This window comes from Micromonospora trifolii, assembly GCF_050516465.1.
GTDB classification, from domain to species: domain Bacteria; phylum Actinomycetota; class Actinomycetes; order Mycobacteriales; family Micromonosporaceae; genus Micromonospora; species Micromonospora trifolii.
On record NZ_CP191526.1, the window covers coordinates 2,948,250 to 2,967,241 of the forward strand.

The 18,992-nt window shown below is 71.1% G+C and carries 15 protein-coding genes; 10 read left to right on the plus strand and 5 right to left on the minus strand.

What is annotated here, in order from left to right; translation table 11 throughout:
* Nucleotides 1-44: 44 nt before the first annotated feature.
* Nucleotides 45-881, plus strand: a complete 837-nt coding sequence (locus ACQRWP_RS13610) for an aldo/keto reductase (RefSeq protein ID WP_430502589.1) — start codon at nt 45-47, stop codon at nt 879-881.
* A 135-nt stretch (nt 882-1,016) separates the two neighbouring features.
* On the opposite strand, the gene ACQRWP_RS13615 is transcribed toward ACQRWP_RS13610, so the two are convergent.
* The 3 genes from ACQRWP_RS13615 to ACQRWP_RS13625 all read right to left on the minus strand — a co-directional run bounded on the left by ACQRWP_RS13615 (nt 1,017) and on the right by ACQRWP_RS13625 (nt 6,853).
* Nucleotides 1,017-3,545 carry an alkaline phosphatase D family protein gene (locus ACQRWP_RS13615; protein ID WP_430502590.1) on the minus strand — a complete coding sequence of 843 codons (2,529 nt, stop codon included), beginning with the start codon at nt 3,543-3,545 and terminating at the stop codon, nt 1,017-1,019.
* A 166-nt stretch (nt 3,546-3,711) separates the two neighbouring features.
* Nucleotides 3,712-5,781 carry a phosphocholine-specific phospholipase C gene (locus tag ACQRWP_RS13620; protein WP_430502591.1) on the minus strand — a complete coding sequence of 690 codons (2,070 nt, stop codon included), beginning with the start codon at nt 5,779-5,781 and terminating at the stop codon, nt 3,712-3,714.
* Between the two features lie 145 nt (nt 5,782-5,926).
* On the minus strand, nt 5,927-6,853 hold the full coding sequence (locus ACQRWP_RS13625; RefSeq protein WP_430502592.1) for an AraC family transcriptional regulator: 927 nt from the start codon (nt 6,851-6,853) through the stop codon (nt 5,927-5,929).
* Between the two features lie 103 nt (nt 6,854-6,956).
* On the opposite strand from ACQRWP_RS13625, the gene ACQRWP_RS13630 reads away from it, so the two are divergent.
* The 9 genes from ACQRWP_RS13630 to ACQRWP_RS13670 all read left to right on the plus strand — a co-directional run bounded on the left by ACQRWP_RS13630 (nt 6,957) and on the right by ACQRWP_RS13670 (nt 17,834).
* Nucleotides 6,957-7,787 carry an NAD(P)H-binding protein gene (locus tag ACQRWP_RS13630; RefSeq protein ID WP_430502593.1) on the plus strand — a complete coding sequence of 277 codons (831 nt, stop codon included), beginning with the start codon at nt 6,957-6,959 and terminating at the stop codon, nt 7,785-7,787.
* Nucleotides 7,788-7,866: 79 nt separating this feature from the next.
* A complete protein-coding gene (locus ACQRWP_RS13635; RefSeq protein WP_430502594.1) occupies nt 7,867-8,910 on the plus strand; it encodes an SEC-C domain-containing protein in 1,044 nt (347 codons plus the stop codon).
* 89 nt (nt 8,911-8,999) lie between these two features.
* Nucleotides 9,000-9,746, plus strand: a complete 747-nt coding sequence (locus tag ACQRWP_RS13640) for a metallophosphoesterase (protein WP_430502595.1) — start codon at nt 9,000-9,002, stop codon at nt 9,744-9,746.
* 2 nt (nt 9,747-9,748) lie between these two features.
* On the plus strand, nt 9,749-10,384 hold the full coding sequence (locus ACQRWP_RS13645) for a LysE family translocator (RefSeq protein WP_430502596.1): 636 nt from the start codon (nt 9,749-9,751) through the stop codon (nt 10,382-10,384).
* A 93-nt stretch (nt 10,385-10,477) separates the two neighbouring features.
* A complete protein-coding gene (locus ACQRWP_RS13650; protein WP_430502597.1) occupies nt 10,478-11,644 on the plus strand; it encodes an ROK family protein in 1,167 nt (388 codons plus the stop codon).
* A 71-nt stretch (nt 11,645-11,715) separates the two neighbouring features.
* A complete protein-coding gene (locus ACQRWP_RS13655; protein WP_430502598.1) occupies nt 11,716-13,536 on the plus strand; it encodes an alpha-galactosidase D in 1,821 nt (606 codons plus the stop codon).
* Between the two features lie 82 nt (nt 13,537-13,618).
* Nucleotides 13,619-16,027 carry a glycosyl hydrolase family 95 catalytic domain-containing protein gene (locus ACQRWP_RS13660; RefSeq protein WP_430502599.1) on the plus strand — a complete coding sequence of 803 codons (2,409 nt, stop codon included), beginning with the start codon at nt 13,619-13,621 and terminating at the stop codon, nt 16,025-16,027.
* Nucleotides 16,027-17,247 (plus strand): SGNH/GDSL hydrolase family protein, encoded by a 1,221-nt coding sequence (locus tag ACQRWP_RS13665; RefSeq protein ID WP_430502600.1) that lies wholly within the window; start codon nt 16,027-16,029, stop codon nt 17,245-17,247. The genes ACQRWP_RS13660 and ACQRWP_RS13665 overlap by 1 nt, the downstream gene beginning before the upstream one ends.
* 71 nt (nt 17,248-17,318) lie before the next feature.
* Nucleotides 17,319-17,834: a DUF2231 domain-containing protein gene (locus ACQRWP_RS13670; RefSeq protein ID WP_430502601.1), complete on the plus strand. Its 516-nt coding sequence runs from the start codon at nt 17,319-17,321 to the stop codon at nt 17,832-17,834.
* A 10-nt stretch (nt 17,835-17,844) separates the two neighbouring features.
* Here the strand turns inward: ACQRWP_RS13670 and ACQRWP_RS13675 are convergent, their stop codons facing one another.
* Together ACQRWP_RS13675 and ACQRWP_RS13680 are read right to left on the minus strand one after the other, a co-directional pair.
* Entirely contained in the window at nt 17,845-18,288 is a 444-nt protein-coding gene (locus ACQRWP_RS13675) for a DUF1801 domain-containing protein (protein ID WP_430502602.1), read from the minus strand.
* A 44-nt stretch (nt 18,289-18,332) separates the two neighbouring features.
* Nucleotides 18,333-18,980 (minus strand): DUF998 domain-containing protein, encoded by a 648-nt coding sequence (locus ACQRWP_RS13680; protein WP_430502603.1) that lies wholly within the window; start codon nt 18,978-18,980, stop codon nt 18,333-18,335.
* Between the last annotated feature and the right edge of the window lie 12 nt (nt 18,981-18,992).

The window sequence follows — 18,992 nt, forward strand, 5'->3', positions numbered from 1 at the left end:
CGAGCCACCGTCGCCGCGCATCTAGTGCAGGTAGGGTCCCAATCATGACGATTCCCCATCTCGCGGCAGCCGACGGCACGACTCTGCCGGCGATCGGGCTCGGCACGTACCGGCTGAACGGCTCGGCGGGTGTCGACGCGATCGGTCAGGCGATCCGGGCGGGCTACCGGTTGATCGACTCGGCGGTGAACTACGAGAACGAGGGCGCGGTCGGCCGGGCCGCCCGATCGGCCGGTGACGTACGGGACGAGCTGGTCGTCACCTCGAAGCTGCCGGGGCGGCACCACCGCTACGACGAGGCGCTGACCACCATCGAGGAGAGTGTGTTCCGCACCGGCCTCGACCGGGTCGACCTGTACCTGATCCACTGGCCGAACCCGAAGGTCGACCTGTACGTGCAGGCGTGGCGGGCGCTGATCGAGGCGCGCGAGCGCGGGCTGGTTCGGCACATCGGGCTCTCGAACTTCCTGCCTGAGCACATTGAGCGGCTGGTGGCCGAGACCGGGGTCGCCCCGGTGGTCAACCAGATCGAGGTGCACCCGTACTTTCCGCAGCAGGAGGCGCTCGACTACCACCGGGAGCACGGCATCCTGGTGCAGGGTTGGAGCCCGCTCGGCCGTGGCAACGACCTGCAGGAGCACCCCGTCGTCGTGGAGATCGCGACCGCGCACGACGTCAGCCCGGCGCAGACGATCCTCGCCTGGCACGTGGCCCGTCAGGTGATTCCGCTGCCCAAGGCCGCCTCCCCGCAGCGGCAGGCCGAGAACCTGGACGTCTTCGGCATCAAGCTCACCGACGCGCAGGTCGAGGCCATCACCGCGCTAGGTCGCCCGGACGGGCGGCTCGCGGACCAGGACCCGGCGGTGTACGAGGAGTTCTGACCGCCCGACGTCCTGACGAGCGGACGTCGTGACGAGCGTGATGACTCTGCGGTATGAACATACCTGTGAGTCATCACGCTCACCGTCGTCCAGAGGGAGCGGGGTGGATGGCAGCGCCACTCACCCCCGTGTCGGTCAGAGCTGGCCGAGCACCGCGAACGGGTCGGCACCGGCACCGCTGTCCACGGCGACGATCCGACGCCGCAGCGTAAACGTCCCGCCCGGGGCGAGGGTCACCTGACGTTGGCTCATCACCCAGTTGTACGCGGCGTACGCGACGAAGCCGGCCTCCTCGTAGAGCAGGCCGTAGGTCTGCCGGTCCGAGCCGGTCATGCCGATCCACGGCGCGGCGGGCGGATAGTCGGCCGGGGTGCTGCTGGTGATCGTTCCGTGCCCGGCGACACCGCTGCGCTGGCCGGCGCCGTCGTGGTCGAGCGCGTCGCCGGTCCAGAAGGTGCGCGATGCCGTGCCGACGTTGGTGAAGACGCTCTCCGCCAGCACCCACGGTTCGTTCGGCCGGATGGTGTAGGTCGTGACGACCTGGAGGTCGGCGACCGCCGTGCTGACGCCGGTGGCGCGGACGGACGCCAATGGGCCGGTCGCGGAGAGCACCTCGACGGCACTGGAGCGGACGGTCCGCTGCTGCCACGCGTTGGTGCCGCGCGGCTGCGTCGCCGAGGCGTACGGCAGGTTGATCCAGTCGAGCTGGTCGAGGCGTCCGACCGCGGCCAGGTCCAGGGGCTTGCCGACGGTGACCCCGGACAGTTGCGGGTCGTCGGTGCCCGCCGAGACGGCCAGGGCCAGCAGGTCGTTGCCGAGCACCAGGTCGGACGCCGTCGCCTCGGCCTGCGGGCCGGGGATGACACGGCCGGCGCCGGCCGTGGTCGCCGCCCGGGTCAGCCGCAGGTCGAGCTTCGTCGGCGCGCCCTGGACGACCGCCGCCGGACGGCTCACCGGCTCGTAGCCGACCCCGTTCACGGCGACGGTGTAGCTGCCCGGCGGCGCGAAGGCGAGAACCTCCCCCGACGGGTCGGTGGTGCTCGCCACGAGTCGGCTGCCGTCCTCCCGGAGCACGGTCACCTGCACGTTCGGCAGAGCGGCACCGGTGGCTGCGTCGGTGACCCGCCCGACGATGCCGTCGCCGGCGTCGATCCGGTACGCCCCCGGCACGCCGTCGCGCACCTCGAACGCCGCGATCGTGTACGCCGGTGACAGGGCGTCCCGCGCGTCCAGCACGATGCGCAGGTCGGCACGCCAGCGCCGCTCGGTGACGTCGCAGATCACGTAGCCGCGGTAACTACCGTTGTAGAACTTGACGTGCGGGTTTGCCGCAAGGCCGGCCCGGACGTCGGCGTCCCACCCGGCGCCGGAGGAGATCGACGTGCCGACGAACTCGGTGGCGATCGTCTTCGCGGCCGGGTCGGTGAAGTCGGTCTTCAGGTCGTTCACCCAGTGGGTGTGCCAGTCTCCACCGAGGACGACGGGGTTCGAGATCCGGTGCGTGGCGATGAAGTCGAGGATGCGGGAGCGGGCCGGCGGGTACCCGTCCCACTGGTCGAGGTTGACGATCTGCCCCGGTCCCAGGTCGTAGTCGAACGCCGCCATGATGGTCTGCTGGGCGATGACGTTCCAGCGCGCCTTGGACTGGCCCAGCCCGTCGAGCAGCCAGCGCTCCTGCTCGGGGCCGGTCATCGTTCGGGCCGGGTCGAAGACCTCGCCGGTTGGTTCCTTCCGCCCGTCGCCGAGCGCCTGGTCACTGCGGTACTGCCGGGTGTCGAGGACGCTGAACTGGGCCAGCCGTCCGAAGTCGACCCGCCGGTACATGAGCATGTCCGGCCCGCTGGGGCGCTGCTCGGGCCGGAGCGGAAGGTGCTCATAGTAGGCCTGGTAGCCGTTGGCGCGGCGCTCCAGGAAGGGCCGGCCGTCGCCCGCCCCGGCCGGAACCGCGCCGGCGTAGTTGTTCTGCACCTCGTGGTCGTCCCACGTCATGATGAACGGGAACCGGGCATGCGCAGCACGCAGGTCGGGCGAGGTCTTGTAGAGCGCGTGCAGCCGGCGGAACTCGGTCAGGCTGCCGTTGGTGGTCTCGTAGATGTAGTCGCCCAGGTGCACGACGAAGTCGAGGTCCTGCTCGGCCAGGTCCCGGTAGGCGGGGTAGGGGCCGCCGGCCCAGGACTGGCAGGAGACGAACGCGAACCGCATGTGGTCGGCCTTCGCGCCGGGCGGCGGCATGGTCCGGGTACGCCCGGTGCGGCTGGACACCCCGTCGGCGAAGAAGCGGTACCAGTACCAGCGGTCGGGGGCCAGGTCGTCTACGAGCACGTGCACGGTGTGCGCCGCCGTCGGCGTGGCCGTCACCTCGCCGGACCGGACGACGTGGCGGAACTGCGGGTCGCGGGCCACCTCCCACCGGACCGGGACGGGCTCCGGCGGCATACCGCCGTCCGCCGCGTTGAGCGGGTCGCGCGCCAGCCGCGTCCACAGCACGACGCTGGCGTGGTCCGGCTCGCCGGAGGCGACGCCGAGGGTGAACGGCGCCGGGTCCAGTTCGTCGGCGTACGCCGCGGGGAGCTCGGCGACCAGCTGGCTCACCGCGACCACGCCGGCGGTGCCGCCCGCGATGGTCAGGAACCGCCGACGGCTGATGGTGGATGGGTCCGGCACTGCCACACCTGCCTTGATCGAGACGAAGTCGTCCCGACAGCCTCGACAGCCCGTCCGCCCGACTACTGAAGATCATGTGAAGGCCGGAGGTACGGCGGTGGAACGCTGCCACTCGACGTTCAGGCGGGGTCGAAGGACGGACGCCGTCCTTCGACCCCGGAACCGCCTAGACGAGCCCGCCGAGGGCCGGGTCGCTGATGCTGTCCTTGCCGTTCTCGACATGACCCGCGCAGCGGTACGCGAAGTCGCCGTCACCGGCGACGTGGACCGTCAGGTCGTACCAGCCGTGGGTGCGGGCGAGCGCCCAGGTGGCGCGCTCGGTCTCGCCGGGGCGCAGCGACAGCTTGACCGGACGAGCGTTGTACCCGTCCCGGACGGTCACCTCGACCCGCTTCGACCCGCGGTTCTTGAGCGTGAGGGCCAGCTTGTAGTCGCGCTCGTCGTACGAGGGGGTGACGTCGAGGTGGGATCGACCGTCGGTGAACCGGCGGAAGAACCCGTTCGGCCCGTGCACCGACAGGTCGTACCCGGAGGTGACCGGCCAGGTGTCGGTGAGGTGCTTGCCCGGTTCTACTGTGTAGCTGCGCGGGGCGTCCGCGCTGCCGGCCTGGCGGACCTGGAAGACCGCGGCCACCCCGCCGGAGTTGCGGAAGTCGATTCGGAACGAGTCGTCGCCGCGGTGCCCGTCCGCGTGCAGGGTGTACGGGATCGGCCGCGCCGGGCGTACCCCGTGCTCCTGCTTCGGCAGCCGCTGGTCCGCCGGCGGGACCGGCACCTCGTCGGGGTGCCGGACCAGCTCCTCGGGCTTGAAGTCGTCGGTGTCGGGCAACCTGACCTCGCGTGAGCGGTTCGGGTGCCGGAAGTCGAAGGCCGTGGTCAGGTCGCCGACGACGGCCCGCCGCCACGGGGTGATGTTCTTCTCGATCAGGTCCGGCCGGCCGTGCCCGAACCGCGCCTCCAGGAACTTGATCAGTGAGGTGTGGTCGAAGACCTGCGAGTTCACGTAGCCGCCGCGCGTCCACGGCGAGACGATGACCATCGGCACCCGGATGCCGAGGCCGTACGGCCCGGCCGGGTGGTCGGCGTCGCCGGGGAAGATCTCGTTGGTGGTCGGCACTGTCGACTGCCCGTGCTCGCGGGTCTGCGGGGGCGTCGGCGGGACCACGTGGTCGAAGAAGCCGCCCTCCTCGTCGTAGGTGATGAAGAGTGCCATCTTGCTCCACACCTCGGGGTTCGAGGCGAGGATGTCGATGACCTGGGAGATGTACCAGGAGCCGTACGCCGGCTCCCAGTTCGGGTGCTCGGTGTACGCCTCGGGAGCGGTGATCCAGGAGACCTCCGGCAGGCGTCCCGCCTCGACGTCGGCGCGGAAGTCGGCCAGCAGCGCCTCCGGGTCGCGGCCCTGGGTCCTGACCTCGGTGCCGGTCTTGGCCCTGTCGGCCAGCGGCGTTCCGGGCTGCGCGTTCTGGTACTGGTGGAAGTAGAGCAGCGAGTTGTCGCCGTAGTTGCCGATGTACGGGTCGTTCGTCCAGCCCCATGACCCGGCGGCGTTGAGACCGGTGCCGACGTCCTGGTAGATCTTCCAGGAGATGCCGTTGCGCTCCAGCCGCTCCGGGTACGTGGACCAGTCGTAGCCGGCCTCCGCGTTGGTGATGACCGGGCCGCCGCCCTTGCCGTCGTTGCCGACCCAGCCGCTCCACATGTGGTAGCGGTTCGGGTCGGTCGGGCCCATCAGCGAGCAGTGGTAGCTGTCGCAGACGGTGAAGGCGTCGGCGAGCGCGTAGTGGTACGGCAGGTCCTGGCGGGTGTGGTAGGTCATCGCCGTGACGCCCTTGTTCGGCACCCACTTGTCGAACCGGCCGTCGTTCCAGGCGGCGTGCCCGTCGTTCCAGCCGTGCGGCGGGTCCGGCAGGAAGGTCTGGCCGAGATCCTTCACCTCGGGGCGGAAGGGCAGCAGCTCGTCGGTCCCGTTGGGCTGGTGCCACACGTCCTTGCCGGACGGCAGTGTCGCCGGATGGGGGTCACCGAATCCGCGTACGCCGCGCATGGTGCCGAAGTAGTGGTCGAAGGAGCGGTTCTCCTGCATCAGGATGATGACGTGCTCGACGTCCTTGATCGAGCCGGTCCGGTTGTTCGCCGGGATGGCGAGCGCCTTGCTGAGGTTCAACGGGAGCGCCGCGCCGATCGCGGGAACTCCCATCGCCTTGAGGAACGTACGGCGATCCACCGTGCCCATAACTCCGCCTTTGTGCGACCTGGTCGGGAAACTGGCGACCTGACGCTACCGACGACGGGTTGACGGCAGATGACAGTAGTTCGTTGGTTTTGCGGCCACTCGTCGACCGGCTCTGGGTCTTGAAGAGCAGCGGTCGGACTGCCGGTCACGCGGCTGTGGCGTCGACCCGGGTGAGCCGTCGATGCCCGCTCGGGCTCATGCCGTGCACGCGTTTGAAGGCCGCGCTGAAACCGAACGCGTCCGCGTACCCGAGGTGACGCGCCACGGCGGCGACCGTCGCTGTCGATTCGGCCAGCATGTCGGCGGCCACTGTCATGCGCCAGTCGGTCAGATAGGTGAGCGGCGGTTCGCCCACCAGCGCGGTGAACCGTTTGGCCAGTGTGGACCGGGAGACCCCGGCCTGCGCGGCCAGGCTGGCCAGGGTCCACGGGCGGCCCGGCGCGTCGTGCATGGCGCGCAGCACCGGTCCGACAGTGTCGTCGCTCAGCGCGCGGTACCAGCCGGGCGCCTCGGCCTCCGGCTGGTCGAACCAGTCTCGCACCGTGCACACCAACAACCAGTCCAGCAGTCGGTCCAGCACGACCTGTCGTCCTGGCCGACCCGCGTCGAGCTGGGCGTCCAGGTAGTCGCGCAGCGCGGCGCAGTCCTGGTCTTCAGGCACGACGAGCACCGGCGGCAGCGCGCCCAGCAACCGCTGGGGCACCCGACCCCGGACGTGGTACACCCCGACCAGCAGCACGAGACGGTCGGTGTGGTCCGCGTCCACCGGGTCGACCACCCCGGTCTGGCCGCGCCGGACGTCCCGCAGTTCCCCGGGCTCGAAGCTCGACCGGGGCTCGGCGGAGAAGACGAACGGCGCCGGCCCGCGTACGGTCGCCGCCTCGCCGACCCGGACCAGGCGTGGCTTGTCGCTCTCCGGGTGGGAGATCCAGCCCTCGCCCCGCATCGGGACACAGAGTGTCAGCGGGGCGCCGTCGGTGAACCGCAGCGCCCACGGCGGCGTCAGCACCGACCGGCCGAAGGCCGCGCCGTCGGCGTGCAGACCGCGCAGCAGATTGTCGAACGGGTCCATGTCACCGACGATAGATCGCGGAGGATGGACCGCGGACGATCGGACATGCCTGGGGTACGACAGGACATGTCCCGCCCACGACGGGGCGCGTTGACTCGTGGTCATGACGACTGACGCACCTTCGATACTCGTGATGGCCGGCACCGGCAAGACCGGTCGTCGGCTGGTCCAGACGCTGCGGGCGGCGGGTCGGCATGCCCGGGCCGCCTCTCGCTCCGGTGAGGTGCGGTTCGACTGGTCGCGGCGGGACACCTGGCGGCCGGCCCTGGCGGGAGCCTCTGCGGTCTATCTGCTCGCTCCGGAGGACCCGGCGCTGGCGGCCGACTTCGTGACCCAGGCGGTCGACTCGGGTGTCGGCCGGTTCGTGGCGCTCTCCGGCCGGGGGATCGACCGGATCGGTGACTTCTCCCCCGGCATGGTCGCCGCCGAGGAGGCGGTGCGGAAATCCGGCGTCCAGTGGACGATCATCCGGACGAACAACTTCAGTCAGAACTTCAGCGAGGACCTGTGGCGCCAACCACTGCTCGACGGTCGGCTGGCCCTGCCGATGGGCGCCACGCCGGAGCCGTTCGTCGACGCCCAGGACGTCGCCGACGTCGCCGCGGCGCTGTTGACGTCGCCCGGTCACCACGAACAGGTGTACGACCTGTCCGGTCCTCGTGCGCTCACCTTCGCTGCGGCGGTGGCGACGATCGCCCGGGTGACCGGCCGTTCGACCCGCTACGTGGAGCTCACCCCGGAGCAGTACCACGCCGAACTGCTCGCCGAGGGTTATCCGGCGGAGACGGCCACGGTGCTGAACGCCCTCTTCGCCGGGATGCGGGCGGGCCATCTCGCCGAACCGACCGACGGGGTACGTCGGGTTCTCGGTCGGGACCCGCTCGATTTCGACAGCTACGCCGCTCAGGCTGCGGCGGCCGGCGCCTGGTCGTAGTCCCCCGGCGGGCGGCATGAGAGCGGCGTAACAGGTGATCTGCCCGCATACCGTGAGTACCCCGACGTACCGTGAGATCGTGCCGACGAGAGAGATACTCACCAAGGCCGACCTCGCCGAACTTCGCCGCTCGGCGCTCGGGACGGCCGATCCGCTCGGTGTCGCCGCCGACCTCGCGGAGGCCGCCGAGCAGGGCCGGCTGGAGGACCCGGACGACGCCGGGGACGCGCTGACGCTGGCCTCCGAGATCGCGGAGATCCGGGCCAGGCCCGAGGCCGCGCTGCGGTACGCGGAGCAGGCCCTGGCGGCGTACCCGTCCGGCGATGACCCTCGGGCCGGGTTCGCCCGCGCGTTGCGGGCCCGCGCGCTGTTCCGGGCCGGTGGACGCGAGGACGAGGCGATGGCGGAGTTGACGGCGTTGCGCCCGTTGCTGCTCGTGCAGCCCGACGCCCCCGCGTACGTCAGTGCCGCGCTGGACGCTGGCGGGCGTTCGGCGATCGCCGAGACGTGGCTGAGCGAGGCGGTCGACACGCTGCTCAACGAACGCGCGACCGCCGCGTCCGGGCCGGCCAGCACCGCGATCGACCCGGTGGTCGATCTCGGTCCGCCGGACGCGCCCGGTGTCGCCTTCTTCCTGTTGCAACAACGGCATCGGGTACGCCGGAATCTGAACCTGCCGCACGACCGGCAGGACGACCTGGCGGACCGGTTGGAGACCCAGCTCGTGCGTCGGGCCGGGGAGCGTCGGGACGCCGAGTCGGATCTGCTCTTCTGGCCGCGGGCCGAGTTCGATCGCCTGCTCGCCGAGCACCCCGCCCTCACGGACGTGTACGGGCCGGACTGGGACGCACACCGGGGTCGGTTGGAGACGGAGTTGGTTCGGCTGCGGGGTGCCGGCCAGGCGGGGTTGGGCGTGTTCGGCGCGACAGTGGCCGGGTTGACCGCGTTCGCCGGTCGACGTGGCGGCGATCCGGCCGACGTGGCGGTCCGGGCCGGCTACGCGGCCGAGGTGTCGGCGCGGCCCAGCGCACGGATCGCCTGGCCGCCGGAGCGCAACGACGCCTGCTGGTGCGGTTCGGGCCTCAAGTACAAGAAGGACTGCCTGCCGCGCTCCCGGAGCTGACCGCGGCGGCTGTCGCGCTGCGGCGGGCGACCTGACCCGGAGTAGCGTTCCTAACGGCTTTGACGTCAATAGCCGTTAGGAGCGACTTCGTGCTGGTCATCGCGCATCTCAGTGACACCCACCTCGACAGCCATCCCCGGTCGGCCGAGCGGACCGCCCGGGTCATGGACTACCTGCACGGCCTGCCACGACCTGTCGACGCGATCCTGATCACCGGGGACGTCGCCGACCACGGCGAGGTGGCCGAGTACGAGACCGCCGCGAAGCTCTTCGACTCTCCGCTGCCGGTCATGGTCTGTCCGGGCAACCACGATGTGCGCGACGCGTACCGCAAGGGTCTGCTCGGTGACGACGGCGGCGGCACCGGCCCGATCAACGCCCGCCACGACGTGGCCGGGGCGGTCTTCCTCCTCGCCGACTCCTCCGTGCCCGGCGCGGACGACGGTCACCTGGACGAGGACACGATGGCCTGGCTCGCCGACGAGTTGGGTTCGGTGCCGGCCGAGACGCCGACGTTCATCGCCCTGCATCATCCGCCGGTGGTGCTGCACCACCCGGTCATCGACCCGATGCGGCTTCTGCCGGCCGACCCCCTGGCCGAGCTCGTCGCCGCCCACCCGCAGGTCGTCGCCGTGCTGACCGGGCATTTCCACACCGCCGCGGCGAGCACCTTCGCGGGCCGTCCACTGCGGATCGCCCCGGGTGTGGTCTCCACCCTGCGGATGCCCTGGGAGGGCGAGGGCCCGCTTTCCACCCAGGCCCAGCCGCCCGGCGTCGCGTTCCACGTGTACGACGACGCCGGGCTGCTCACCACCCACTACCGGGTGGTGGTCTGAGCATGCACGGGGTCGCGGTGCTCGGATTCCTGCTCGCCGTCGCGCCGATCACCGCCACTCCGGGCGCGAGCCTGACCCTGGTCGTCTCGCGGGTCGCCACCGGCGGGCGGCGGCAGGGCTGGTGGGTGATCCTGGGTACGGTGACCGGGCTCTACGTGCACGCCACGCTGGCCGCTGTCGGCCTGGCCGCGCTGGTGCTCCGCTCGTCGCAGGCGTTCTGGGTGGTCAAGCTGGTCGGGGCCGGTTATCTGGTCGGGCTCGGGCTCTGGATGCTCTGGTCCGCGTCGCGCCGTCGCTCGGAGGCGGGACGGCGACCGGCGGTTTCCGCCCGAAGGTTGCCCTGGCGCGTGGACCACCCGTACCTGCAAGGGTTGCTCGGCAACGTGCTGACCCCCAAGGCCGCCGCCATCTATCTCACGTTGGCACCGCAGTTCCTCGAACCGGGCCGACCGGTGCTGGTGCCGATGGTGCTTCTCGCCACGGCGCACGCCGCGCTGGCCACCTGTTGGCTCGCCGGCTGGACCGTCGTCTCTGGTGGCGCCGCCCGGTTGCTGCGCACCGCGTCGGTGCGACGACTGCTCGATCGGCTGACCGGCGCGCTGCTGGTCGGCCTCGGCGTTCGCGCGGCGGCGACCTGAGTTTGCCGTGGCCGGCGCATCGCCGACTCTAGGACGGAGCACTGAGGCAAATCAATACTTGAAGAAGTTAAATATTCGCCTTAGATTTCGTCCATGTTTCCTGGGATCGACACCGGTACGTTCGCCGGGCCACCGGCGGCGACGGCGGTCTTCACGACGCTGCTGACCGAGGGGCCGGTGAGTCGGGTCGCGCTCGCCCGCCGACTCGGGCTCTCCTCCGCCGCCGTCACCAAGGCCGCCCGGCCGCTCATCGACCTGGGTTACCTGCACGAACTGGCCGCCACCGAGCGCTCCGGGCCGGGTGCCGGACGCCCCGCAAGCCCTCTCGCGGTGCGCGCCGAACGCGAGTTCTTCCTCGGCGTGAAGATCACCGCCGACGAAGTGATCGGCGTGGTCTGCGACCTGCGCGCGCAGGTCCATGCCAGCGCCCGCCGCCCGTTGGACGACCCCGACGTCGACGCGGTCCTCACCGAGATCGACCGGCTCGCCGACGACCTGTTCGACGCGTTCCCCGGCGACCGCACCCGGGTCCGCCGGCTCGGGCTGGCCCTCTCCGGCGACATCGACCGTGGCATCGGCCTGGTGCGCTACTCACCGTTCCTGCACTGGCGGGACGTGCCGCTGGGTCGACTCGCCGCCCAGCGCACCGGTCTCACCGTCACCGTGGAGAACGACGTCAAGGCGCTCACCGCCGCCGAGCACTGGTTCGGCGAGGGAGTGGGAGCCGAGTCGTTCGCCCTGGTCACCGTGGGTACCGGCATCGGCTGTGGCCTCGTCGTCAACAGCCGCCTGGTCTCCGGCTCGTACGGCGTGGCCGGCGAGATCGGCCACCTCACCGTCGACGCCACCGGCCCGGACTGCCACTGCGGTGGTCGCGGCTGCGTCGAGTCGATCGCCGGCACCGACGCCATCGTGGCCCAGGCCCGCGACCGCACCGGCCGCGCCGACCTCACCATCGACGAGGCGGTGGCCCTGGCACGCGGCGGCCACGAGCAGGTGCGAGCCATCTTCGCCCAAGCCGGCGGCGCGATCGGTTGCGGCATCGCGGCCGTCGCGAACCTGGTCGGTCCCACCCGCATCGTCGTGTCCGGTGAGGGGCTGGCCGCGTACGACCTGTTCGACAGCCACATCCGCGCCAGCTTCGAGCGGCAGGCCTTCGGCGCCGCCGCGCGGTGCCCCCTCTCCATCCGCCCGTTGCCCTTCGAGGAGTGGGCCCGCGCGGCGGCGGCCGTCAGCATCCAGTCGCTCTTCGTCCCCTGACCCGGCGTCACCTCGGCCACCGGCCGTCCATAGCGCCCGACTCGACCCACAGTGCCACCAGGAGGTTGACCATGCCGTCACCGACAACCCCGCGCAGACAGCACCGCACCCGGGTGCCGCTCGTCGCGGCGGCGCTGGGCGCGCTCCTCGCCGCGGGCGCCGCCCCAGCCCAGGCCGCCCCGACGGCCCCTCAGGCCGCGCCGGCGCAGGCCGCGGCGGACATCGCGCAGCGCCCCTTCATGGGGTGGACCAGCTGGACCATGCAGTCCTCGAAGTATCCGGGCCTGAACCCCGACGGCGACTACAGCTACCTCACCGAGGCCAACGTCCTGAAGCAGACCGACGCCCTCGCCACCAAGCTGAAGCCGTACGGCTACGAGTACGTCAACATCGACGCCGGCTGGTGGCGTAACAACGACTGGGTGCCGAGGTTCGACCAGTACGCCCGGCAGACCCCCGACCTGGTGCGGTTCCCGCGCGGCATGCAGGCCGTCGCCGAGCACATCCACGGCAAGGGGTTGAAGGCCGGCATCTACCTGCCGGTCGGGCTGGAGAAGGAGGCGTACGCCAACGGCGCCGCGCCGATCTGGAACGCCCCCGACTGCACCACCGCCGACATCGTCTACCCGGACCTGCGCACCACCAACGGCTGGGACAGTGCGTACAAGTTGAACTTCGACAACCCATGCGCACAGAAGTACATCGACTCGCAGGCACAGCTCTTCGCCGACTGGGGTTACGACTTCCTGAAGCTCGACGGGGTGGGCCCGGGCTCGTTCAAGTCCGGCGACAACTACGACAACGTGGCCGACGTGGCCGCCTGGCAGCGGGCCATCGCCACCGCCGGCCGTCCGATCCACCTCGAACTGTCCTGGTCGCTCGACATCAACCACGCCGCCGACTGGAAGCGGTACTCCAACGGGTGGCGCATCGACACCGACGTCGAGTGCTACTGCAACACCCTGGTCAGCTGGGAGAACTCGGTCGACGACCGGTTCGACGACGCGCCGGCCTGGAGCCGCAAGGCCGGCCCCGGCGGGTGGAACGACCTCGACTCGCTCAACGTGGGCAACGGCGAGATGGACGGCCTCACCAGGGCCGAGCGTCAGTCGTACGCGACGCTGTGGGCGATCTCGAAGTCGCCGCTGTACACCGGGGACGACCTCACCCGCCTCGATGACTACGGGTTGTCGTTGCTGACCAACCGCGAGGTCATCGCCATCGACCAGAACGGCGGCGCGCCCGCCCGGCCGGTCACCCCCGCCGGTGACCAGCAGGTCTGGGGTGCGAAGAACCCGGACGGCAGCTACACCGTCGCGCTGTTCAACCTCGGTGACGCGCCCGCGTCGGTCACCGCGCACTGGGCGTCGTTCGGGTTCACCGGCAACGCCTCGGTCCGGGACGTGTGGAACCGCCGCGACCTCGGAACGCAGAAGAACGCCATCACCGCGGCGCTGCCCGCGCACGGTTCGCGGCTGTTCACCGTACGCCCGGGCACCGCTCTGACCTCGACCAGCTATGAGGCTGAGGCTTCGGTCAACACCCTGACCGGCAGCGCCTCCGTCGGCGGCTGTGACGCCTGCTCCGGCGGTCAGAAGGTCGGCAACCTCTACGTCGGTGCCACGGTGCGGTTCAACGACGTCACAGTGCGCAAGGACGGCATCTACACCGTCGCCGTCTCCTACGTCAGCGGTGACGCGCGCTCGGTGCACGTTTCCTCCAACAGCGGCAACGGCAGCTACCTGAAGTTCCCCTCCACTGGTGACTGGGGCACCGTCGAGACGGTCAGCGTCCAGCTGGCGCTGAAGGCGGGCGCCAACACCATCACCTTCGACAGCGGCACCTGGTACTCCCCCGACATCGACCGGATCGCCGTACCGCAGACCCTCTGACGTGCCCGGCGCGGCCCGGCGCGAACCGCCGGGCCCGCGCCGCCGCGCGCATCCGTCGAACCCTCAGGTTGGAGAACCCGACATGGATAACCGCAGCACGCGCGACAACCACCCCAGCCGTCGCGGCTTCCTCGGGCTGGCCGCCGCCGCCGGCGCGGCCACCGCCCTCGGTGGCCTACCCGCCTTCGCCGCCACGCCCACACCCCGACGTCCCACCAAATCGCCGATGCTCGCTCCGAACGTCGCCGCGAAGAACCAGCTCTGGTGGCAGGCACCCGGCTCCGCCACCTCGATGATCGAGCAGGGCCTGCCGGTGGGGAACGGCCGGCTCGGAGCGCTCGCCAGCAACGACCCGTCCCGGGAATTCCTGACGATCACCGATGCGACGCTCTGGACCGGTGGCCGCAACGACACGCTCGACGGCGACGGCCAGTTCCCCTACGGGCGCGAGGACTTCGGCTCGCTGACCATGCTGGCGACGCTGACCGTCGACCTCCCCGGGCACGACCTCGGCACTGTCGACAGCTACCGCCGCACCCTCGACCTGGCGCAGGGCCTGGTCACCGCCGCGTACGACATCGGTAGGGTCGGCTACCGACGAGAGGTCTTCGCCAGCCGCCCGGACGACGTCATCGTCCTGCACTTCACCTCGCAGGAAGGCGGCACGTACACCGGCACCGTGTCCCTGGCCGGCACCCACGGCGAGTCCATCACCGCCGACCCGGCCGGCCGGTACGCGTCGTTCGGCGCCTCCTTTGCCAACGGGCTGCGCTACGGTGCCGCCGTCACCGCGCACAGCGGCACCGGAACGGTCGCGGTGACCGGCACGTCGATCTCCTTCACCGACTGCCGGGACCTCACCGTCATCGTCAGCGGCGGCACCTCCTACGCGCCGACCGCGGCCACCGGGTTCCGCGACGAATCGGTACAGCCGCAACGGCTGGCCCGGGAGAAGGTCCTGGCCGCGGCGCGCGCGTCGGTCCGCGAACTGCTGCACACCCATGTCGCCGACGTCCGCCCGGCGTTCGAGCGGTTCGCCATCGACCTCGGCCCCTCGTCCGCCGGCCAACGTGAACTGGACACCTGGGAGCGGGTGCAGGCGCGCTGGCGCGACAACGTCCCCGACCCGGAGTTGGAGGCCGCGTACCTCCAGTTCGGCCGGTACCTGCTGATCTCCGGGTCGCGGGGCAGCCTGCCGATCGGATTGCAGGGCCCGTGGCTGGACGGCAACGACCCGGACTGGATGGGCGACTACCACAGCGACGTCAACATCCAGATGACCTACTGGCCGGCCGACCGGGCCGGCCTCACCGACACCTTCGACGCGTACGCGGACTACTGCGTGGCACAGTTGCCGGTCTGGACCGAGGTCACCCAGCGGCTCTTCAACACCTCGACCAACCGGTTCCGCAACACCAGCGGCCGGGTCGCCGGTTGGGCCGTCGCCTTCTCCACCAACCCGTACGGCGGGAGCGGCTGGTGGTGGCACCCGAGCGGTAACGCGTGGCTATGCCAGAACCTGTTCGAGCACTACGAGTACACCCAGGACCGCGGCTACCTGGCGAAGGTCTACCCGGTCATCAAGGGTGCCGTGGAGTTCTGGGAGACCCGACTGGTCACCGCGACCGTCACCGACGCGAAGGGCGCGTCGCGCGAGGTGCTGGTCGCCGACCGGGACTGGTCGGCCGAGCACGGGCCGCAGGACACCCGGGGCAACACCTACTCCCAGGAGCTGGTGTGGAATCTCTTCGAGAACTACCACACCGCCGCCCGGGTGCTCGGCCGCGACGCCGACCACGCCCGGAGCGTCGACGCGCTCCGCAAGCGCCTCTACCTGCCCGAGGTCAGCCCCACCTCCGGCTGGTTGCAGGAGTGGATGTCACCGGACAACCTCGGTGAGACCACGCACCGGCACCTCTCCCCCCTGATCGGTCTCTTCCCCGGCGACCGGATCCGCCCGGACGGCTCCACCCCCGCCGCGATCGTCGCCGGTGCCACCGCCCTGCTCACCGCGCGCGGCATGAACAGCTTCGGCTGGGCCAACGCCTGGCGCAGCCTGTGCTGGGCGCGGTTGAAGGACGCGGAGAAGGCGTACCAGCTCGTCGTCAACAACCTGCGGCCGTCGACGAACGGCAGCAACGGCAGCGCCATGAACCTCTTCGACATCTACGAGACGAACCCCGGCCGGGGCATCTTCCAGATCGACGCGAACCTCGGCACCCCCGCGGCGATCGTCGAGATGCTGCTCTACTCCCGGCCCGGTCACGTCGAGTTGCTGCCGGCGCTGCCCGCCGCCTGGGCGTCCGCCGGTTCGGTGGCCGGTGTCGGCGTACGCGGTGGTTTCACCGCCGACCTCAGCTGGCGCGACGGGCGGGTCACCCAGGCGCGGTTGACGAGCGTGGGTGGCCGCAGCACGACCGTGCTGGCCAACGGCAGGTCCCGCCAGGTCACAGTGCGCCCCGGCGAGTCGGTCACCCTGAGGAACCTCTGATGCGGGCCGGCCTTGCCCGGCGCGGGGCGGCCGCCGCCGTCGCCGCGCTGATCTGCCTACCCCTGCTCGGGTCGGCGGCGCAGGCGCGGACGCGGCACGACCCGGCGGCCGGCCGGCACTTCGCGGTCACCTGGGCCGCCAGTGCCGACCGGCAGGGCGCCGGGCCCGCCGAGCGCAGCTACCGGCTGGTGGTGCGCACCAGCGTCGGCGGGGACGCCCTGCGGATCCGCCTCACCAACGCCTTCGGCGAGCACCCGGTGACCTTCAGCAGCGCGTACGCCGGGTTGCAGCGGCAGGGCGCCGAGTTGGTCGGGGGCAGCAACCGGCGGCTGACGTTCGGCGGGCAGCCGTCCGTCACCGTCGCGGCCGGGGAGACGATCCTCAGCGACCCGCTGCCGGGAAGGCTGGCCGCCCAGAGCAATCTCGTTGTGAGCCTCTACGTCACCGGAGCGCAGGGCCCGACGAGCGGGCACGGCATGGCCATGCAGACGTCGTACGCGACCACCGGTGACCACGCCGCCGAGGAGGCGGCGAACAACTGGACCGACTCGATGACCTCCTGGTACTGGCTGGACGCGGTCAGCGTGCGGACGCCCACAGCGACCCGCTCGGTGGTTGCCCTCGGCGACTCCATCACCGACGGGTGGGCCTCCAGCACGGATGCGAACCGGCGCTGGCCCGACTACCTCTCCCGACGGCTCCAGGCCGCACCGGACAGCCCGGTCAAGGGCGTGGCCAACGCCGGCATCTCCGGCAACAAGGTGCTCGCCGACGGCGCCGGGGAGGCCGCGCTGCGCCGGTTCGACCGTGACGTGCTCTCCCAGCCCGGGGTCGACACGGTGTTCGTGTACGAGGGCATCAACGACATCAAGGCCCACACCGGCGTGACAGTGGACGACCTGACCACGGGGTATCGACAGCTGGCCGACCGGGCGCACGCGGCCGGCAGGTGCGTCGTCGGCGCCACGGTGATGGCCTACAAGGGCTGGCCGGAGTACGACGCCGCAGGTGAGGCCGTGCGCCAGGGCGTCAACGAGTGGATCCGGCACAGCGGCGTGTTCGACGCCGTGGTCGACTTCGACCGGATCACCCGCAGCCCGTATGACCCGCAGGCGCTGCTGCCGTTCCTCGACAGCGGGGATCACATCCACCCGAACGACAAGGGCATGCAGGCGATGGCGGACGCCGTCGACCTGGCCGCGCTGCGCTGCGACAGGTGAGCGATCGACGGGGATGACACGCCCGCGTGGTACCGATAGCGTCCCTGTGTGGACGATCAACGTCCAGGCCGATGTCACCGGAGGAGACGCCGATGTTCGAGGAGTTCATGGGCATCCCGGCCCACCCTCTGCTGCTGCACGCCGCGGTCGTGTTCGTGCCGTTGCTGGCCCTGTTGACTGTCGGTTACGCGTTCGTCCCGCCGATCCGGCCGCACACCCGGTGGGTGCTGGGGCTGCTCGCCGTGGGTGCGCCGGTCGCCGCCCTGCTGACGAAGCTCTCCGGCGACGCCTTCCTCGAACGGATGCGCGCCGCCAACCGGGTCACCCCCGAGTTCCTCCCGAAGCTGGAGGCGCACCAGGAGTTCGGCGACATCACCCTCTACGCCAGCATCGGGTTGGGGATGGTGGCCCTGGCACTGGTCCGGCTCGTCCCGCCGCGACCCACCGACGCCAGCGCGGACGGACGGCCCGGACGGCCGCTGACCCTGGCGTTGCAGGTGTTGTCGCTGGTGGCCGCCGCCGTCACCGTGTATTACGTGTTCCGCACCGGCGACTCCGGGGCGAAGGCGGTCTGGGAGGGCCAGTGACGCCGGCGGCTCAGCGGCGGCTGGCCCGGTCGACACCCCTGTGCACCTGGACGGTGCGCTCGATCAGCTGCCGCAGCACGCTCTCGTCGACATCGTCGAGCCGCTTCAGGTAGAGGCATGCCTTCCCGGCGCGGTGCGGGCCAAGCCGGGCGAGTAGCGCGGCGTACTGCTCCTCGAGACCGCCGCCGATGAGGTAGAGGACGAGGTTCTGTTTGCGCGGCGAGAAACCCACCAGGGGCGCGTCGCCACTACGCCCGCTCTCGTAGGTGTAGTGGTAGCTGCCGAAGCCGACGATGCTCGGGCCCCACATCACCGCCGGCTCCCCGGTCAGCTCACCCATGATCGCGCGGAGCCGCCCCGCGTCGGCCCGCCTGCGTTCGTCGGGATTACCGGCCAGGAAGTCGTCGACGCTGATCACGGTCGGAACGGCTGCTGGCTGCTTCGCTGTGGCCATGACGTGATGCTGTCACCTGCCCACGACGAGAATCGCCTCAGCGGTCAGGCAACCTCGTCGCGTGTTCGCCCGGAGAGCGCCACGAGCCACCCCGAGATGAGCACCGCTCCGACGGCGAAGCGGATGCTCGCACTCCCCTCGCTCCACGGCAGGGCGGTGAGCACGAACGCGACGGCACCGCTGGTGGCGCTGTAGAGCGCCCAGTTCCGGTCCCCCTGACCGGCGAACCGTCGAGCGAGCAGCAGGCCGGCCGCGGTCAGCGACAGGAACGCCGCCGCGCCGCACACCGTGTGCAGGACGCTGCCCGTGCTGGCCTGCTCGGGCAGTCCCGCCGGGGCGCCGGGTGGCCAGCCGAGCGCGGGATCGGGCACGAAGATCCCGCCGCCGACCATCGCCACCCCGTACACGCCGACCAGCACCGGCACCACCGTGCCGGCCCGACCCGGTCGCAGCGCCTGCCACAGGCCCACCGCGAAGGCGACGGCCAGCACGCCGGTGCCCACGAACGCGATGACCTGCAACCAGCCGAGGTCGCCGAGGGTGAGTGAGCTGACCGCGTGGCGGCGCAGGTCGAATCCGGACCGGGTGAACGCCTGCCCGAACGAGAGGACGGGGAAGAGCAGGCCGGCGACCGTGCCACAGCCCAGCAGGAAACGGGTTCGGCGCAGCGATGTCTCGGCGACGGACGTCATGGGCGTACCTCT

Bases quoted from the DNA above. Each gene is read 5' to 3' on its own strand.
- ACQRWP_RS13610 (WP_430502589.1), top strand. From the start codon at position 45: ATGACGATTCCCCATCTCGCGGCAGCCGACGGCACGACTCTGCCGGCG.
- ACQRWP_RS13665 (WP_430502600.1), top strand. From the start codon at position 16,027: ATGCGGGCCGGCCTTGCCCGGCGCGGGGCGGCCGCCGCCGTCGCCGCG.
- ACQRWP_RS13620 (WP_430502591.1), bottom strand. From the start codon at position 5,781: ATGGGCACGGTGGATCGCCGTACGTTCCTCAAGGCGATGGGAGTTCCC.
- ACQRWP_RS13650 (WP_430502597.1), top strand. From the start codon at position 10,478: ATGTTTCCTGGGATCGACACCGGTACGTTCGCCGGGCCACCGGCGGCG.
- ACQRWP_RS13645 (WP_430502596.1), top strand. From the start codon at position 9,749: ATGCACGGGGTCGCGGTGCTCGGATTCCTGCTCGCCGTCGCGCCGATC.
- ACQRWP_RS13655 (WP_430502598.1), top strand. From the start codon at position 11,716: ATGCCGTCACCGACAACCCCGCGCAGACAGCACCGCACCCGGGTGCCG.
- ACQRWP_RS13675 (WP_430502602.1), bottom strand. From the start codon at position 18,288: ATGGCCACAGCGAAGCAGCCAGCAGCCGTTCCGACCGTGATCAGCGTC.
- ACQRWP_RS13660 (WP_430502599.1), top strand. From the start codon at position 13,619: ATGGATAACCGCAGCACGCGCGACAACCACCCCAGCCGTCGCGGCTTC.
- ACQRWP_RS13680 (WP_430502603.1), bottom strand. From the start codon at position 18,980: ATGACGTCCGTCGCCGAGACATCGCTGCGCCGAACCCGTTTCCTGCTG.
- ACQRWP_RS13625 (WP_430502592.1), bottom strand. From the start codon at position 6,853: ATGGACCCGTTCGACAATCTGCTGCGCGGTCTGCACGCCGACGGCGCG.
- ACQRWP_RS13670 (WP_430502601.1), top strand. From the start codon at position 17,319: ATGTCACCGGAGGAGACGCCGATGTTCGAGGAGTTCATGGGCATCCCG.
- ACQRWP_RS13630 (WP_430502593.1), top strand. From the start codon at position 6,957: ATGACGACTGACGCACCTTCGATACTCGTGATGGCCGGCACCGGCAAG.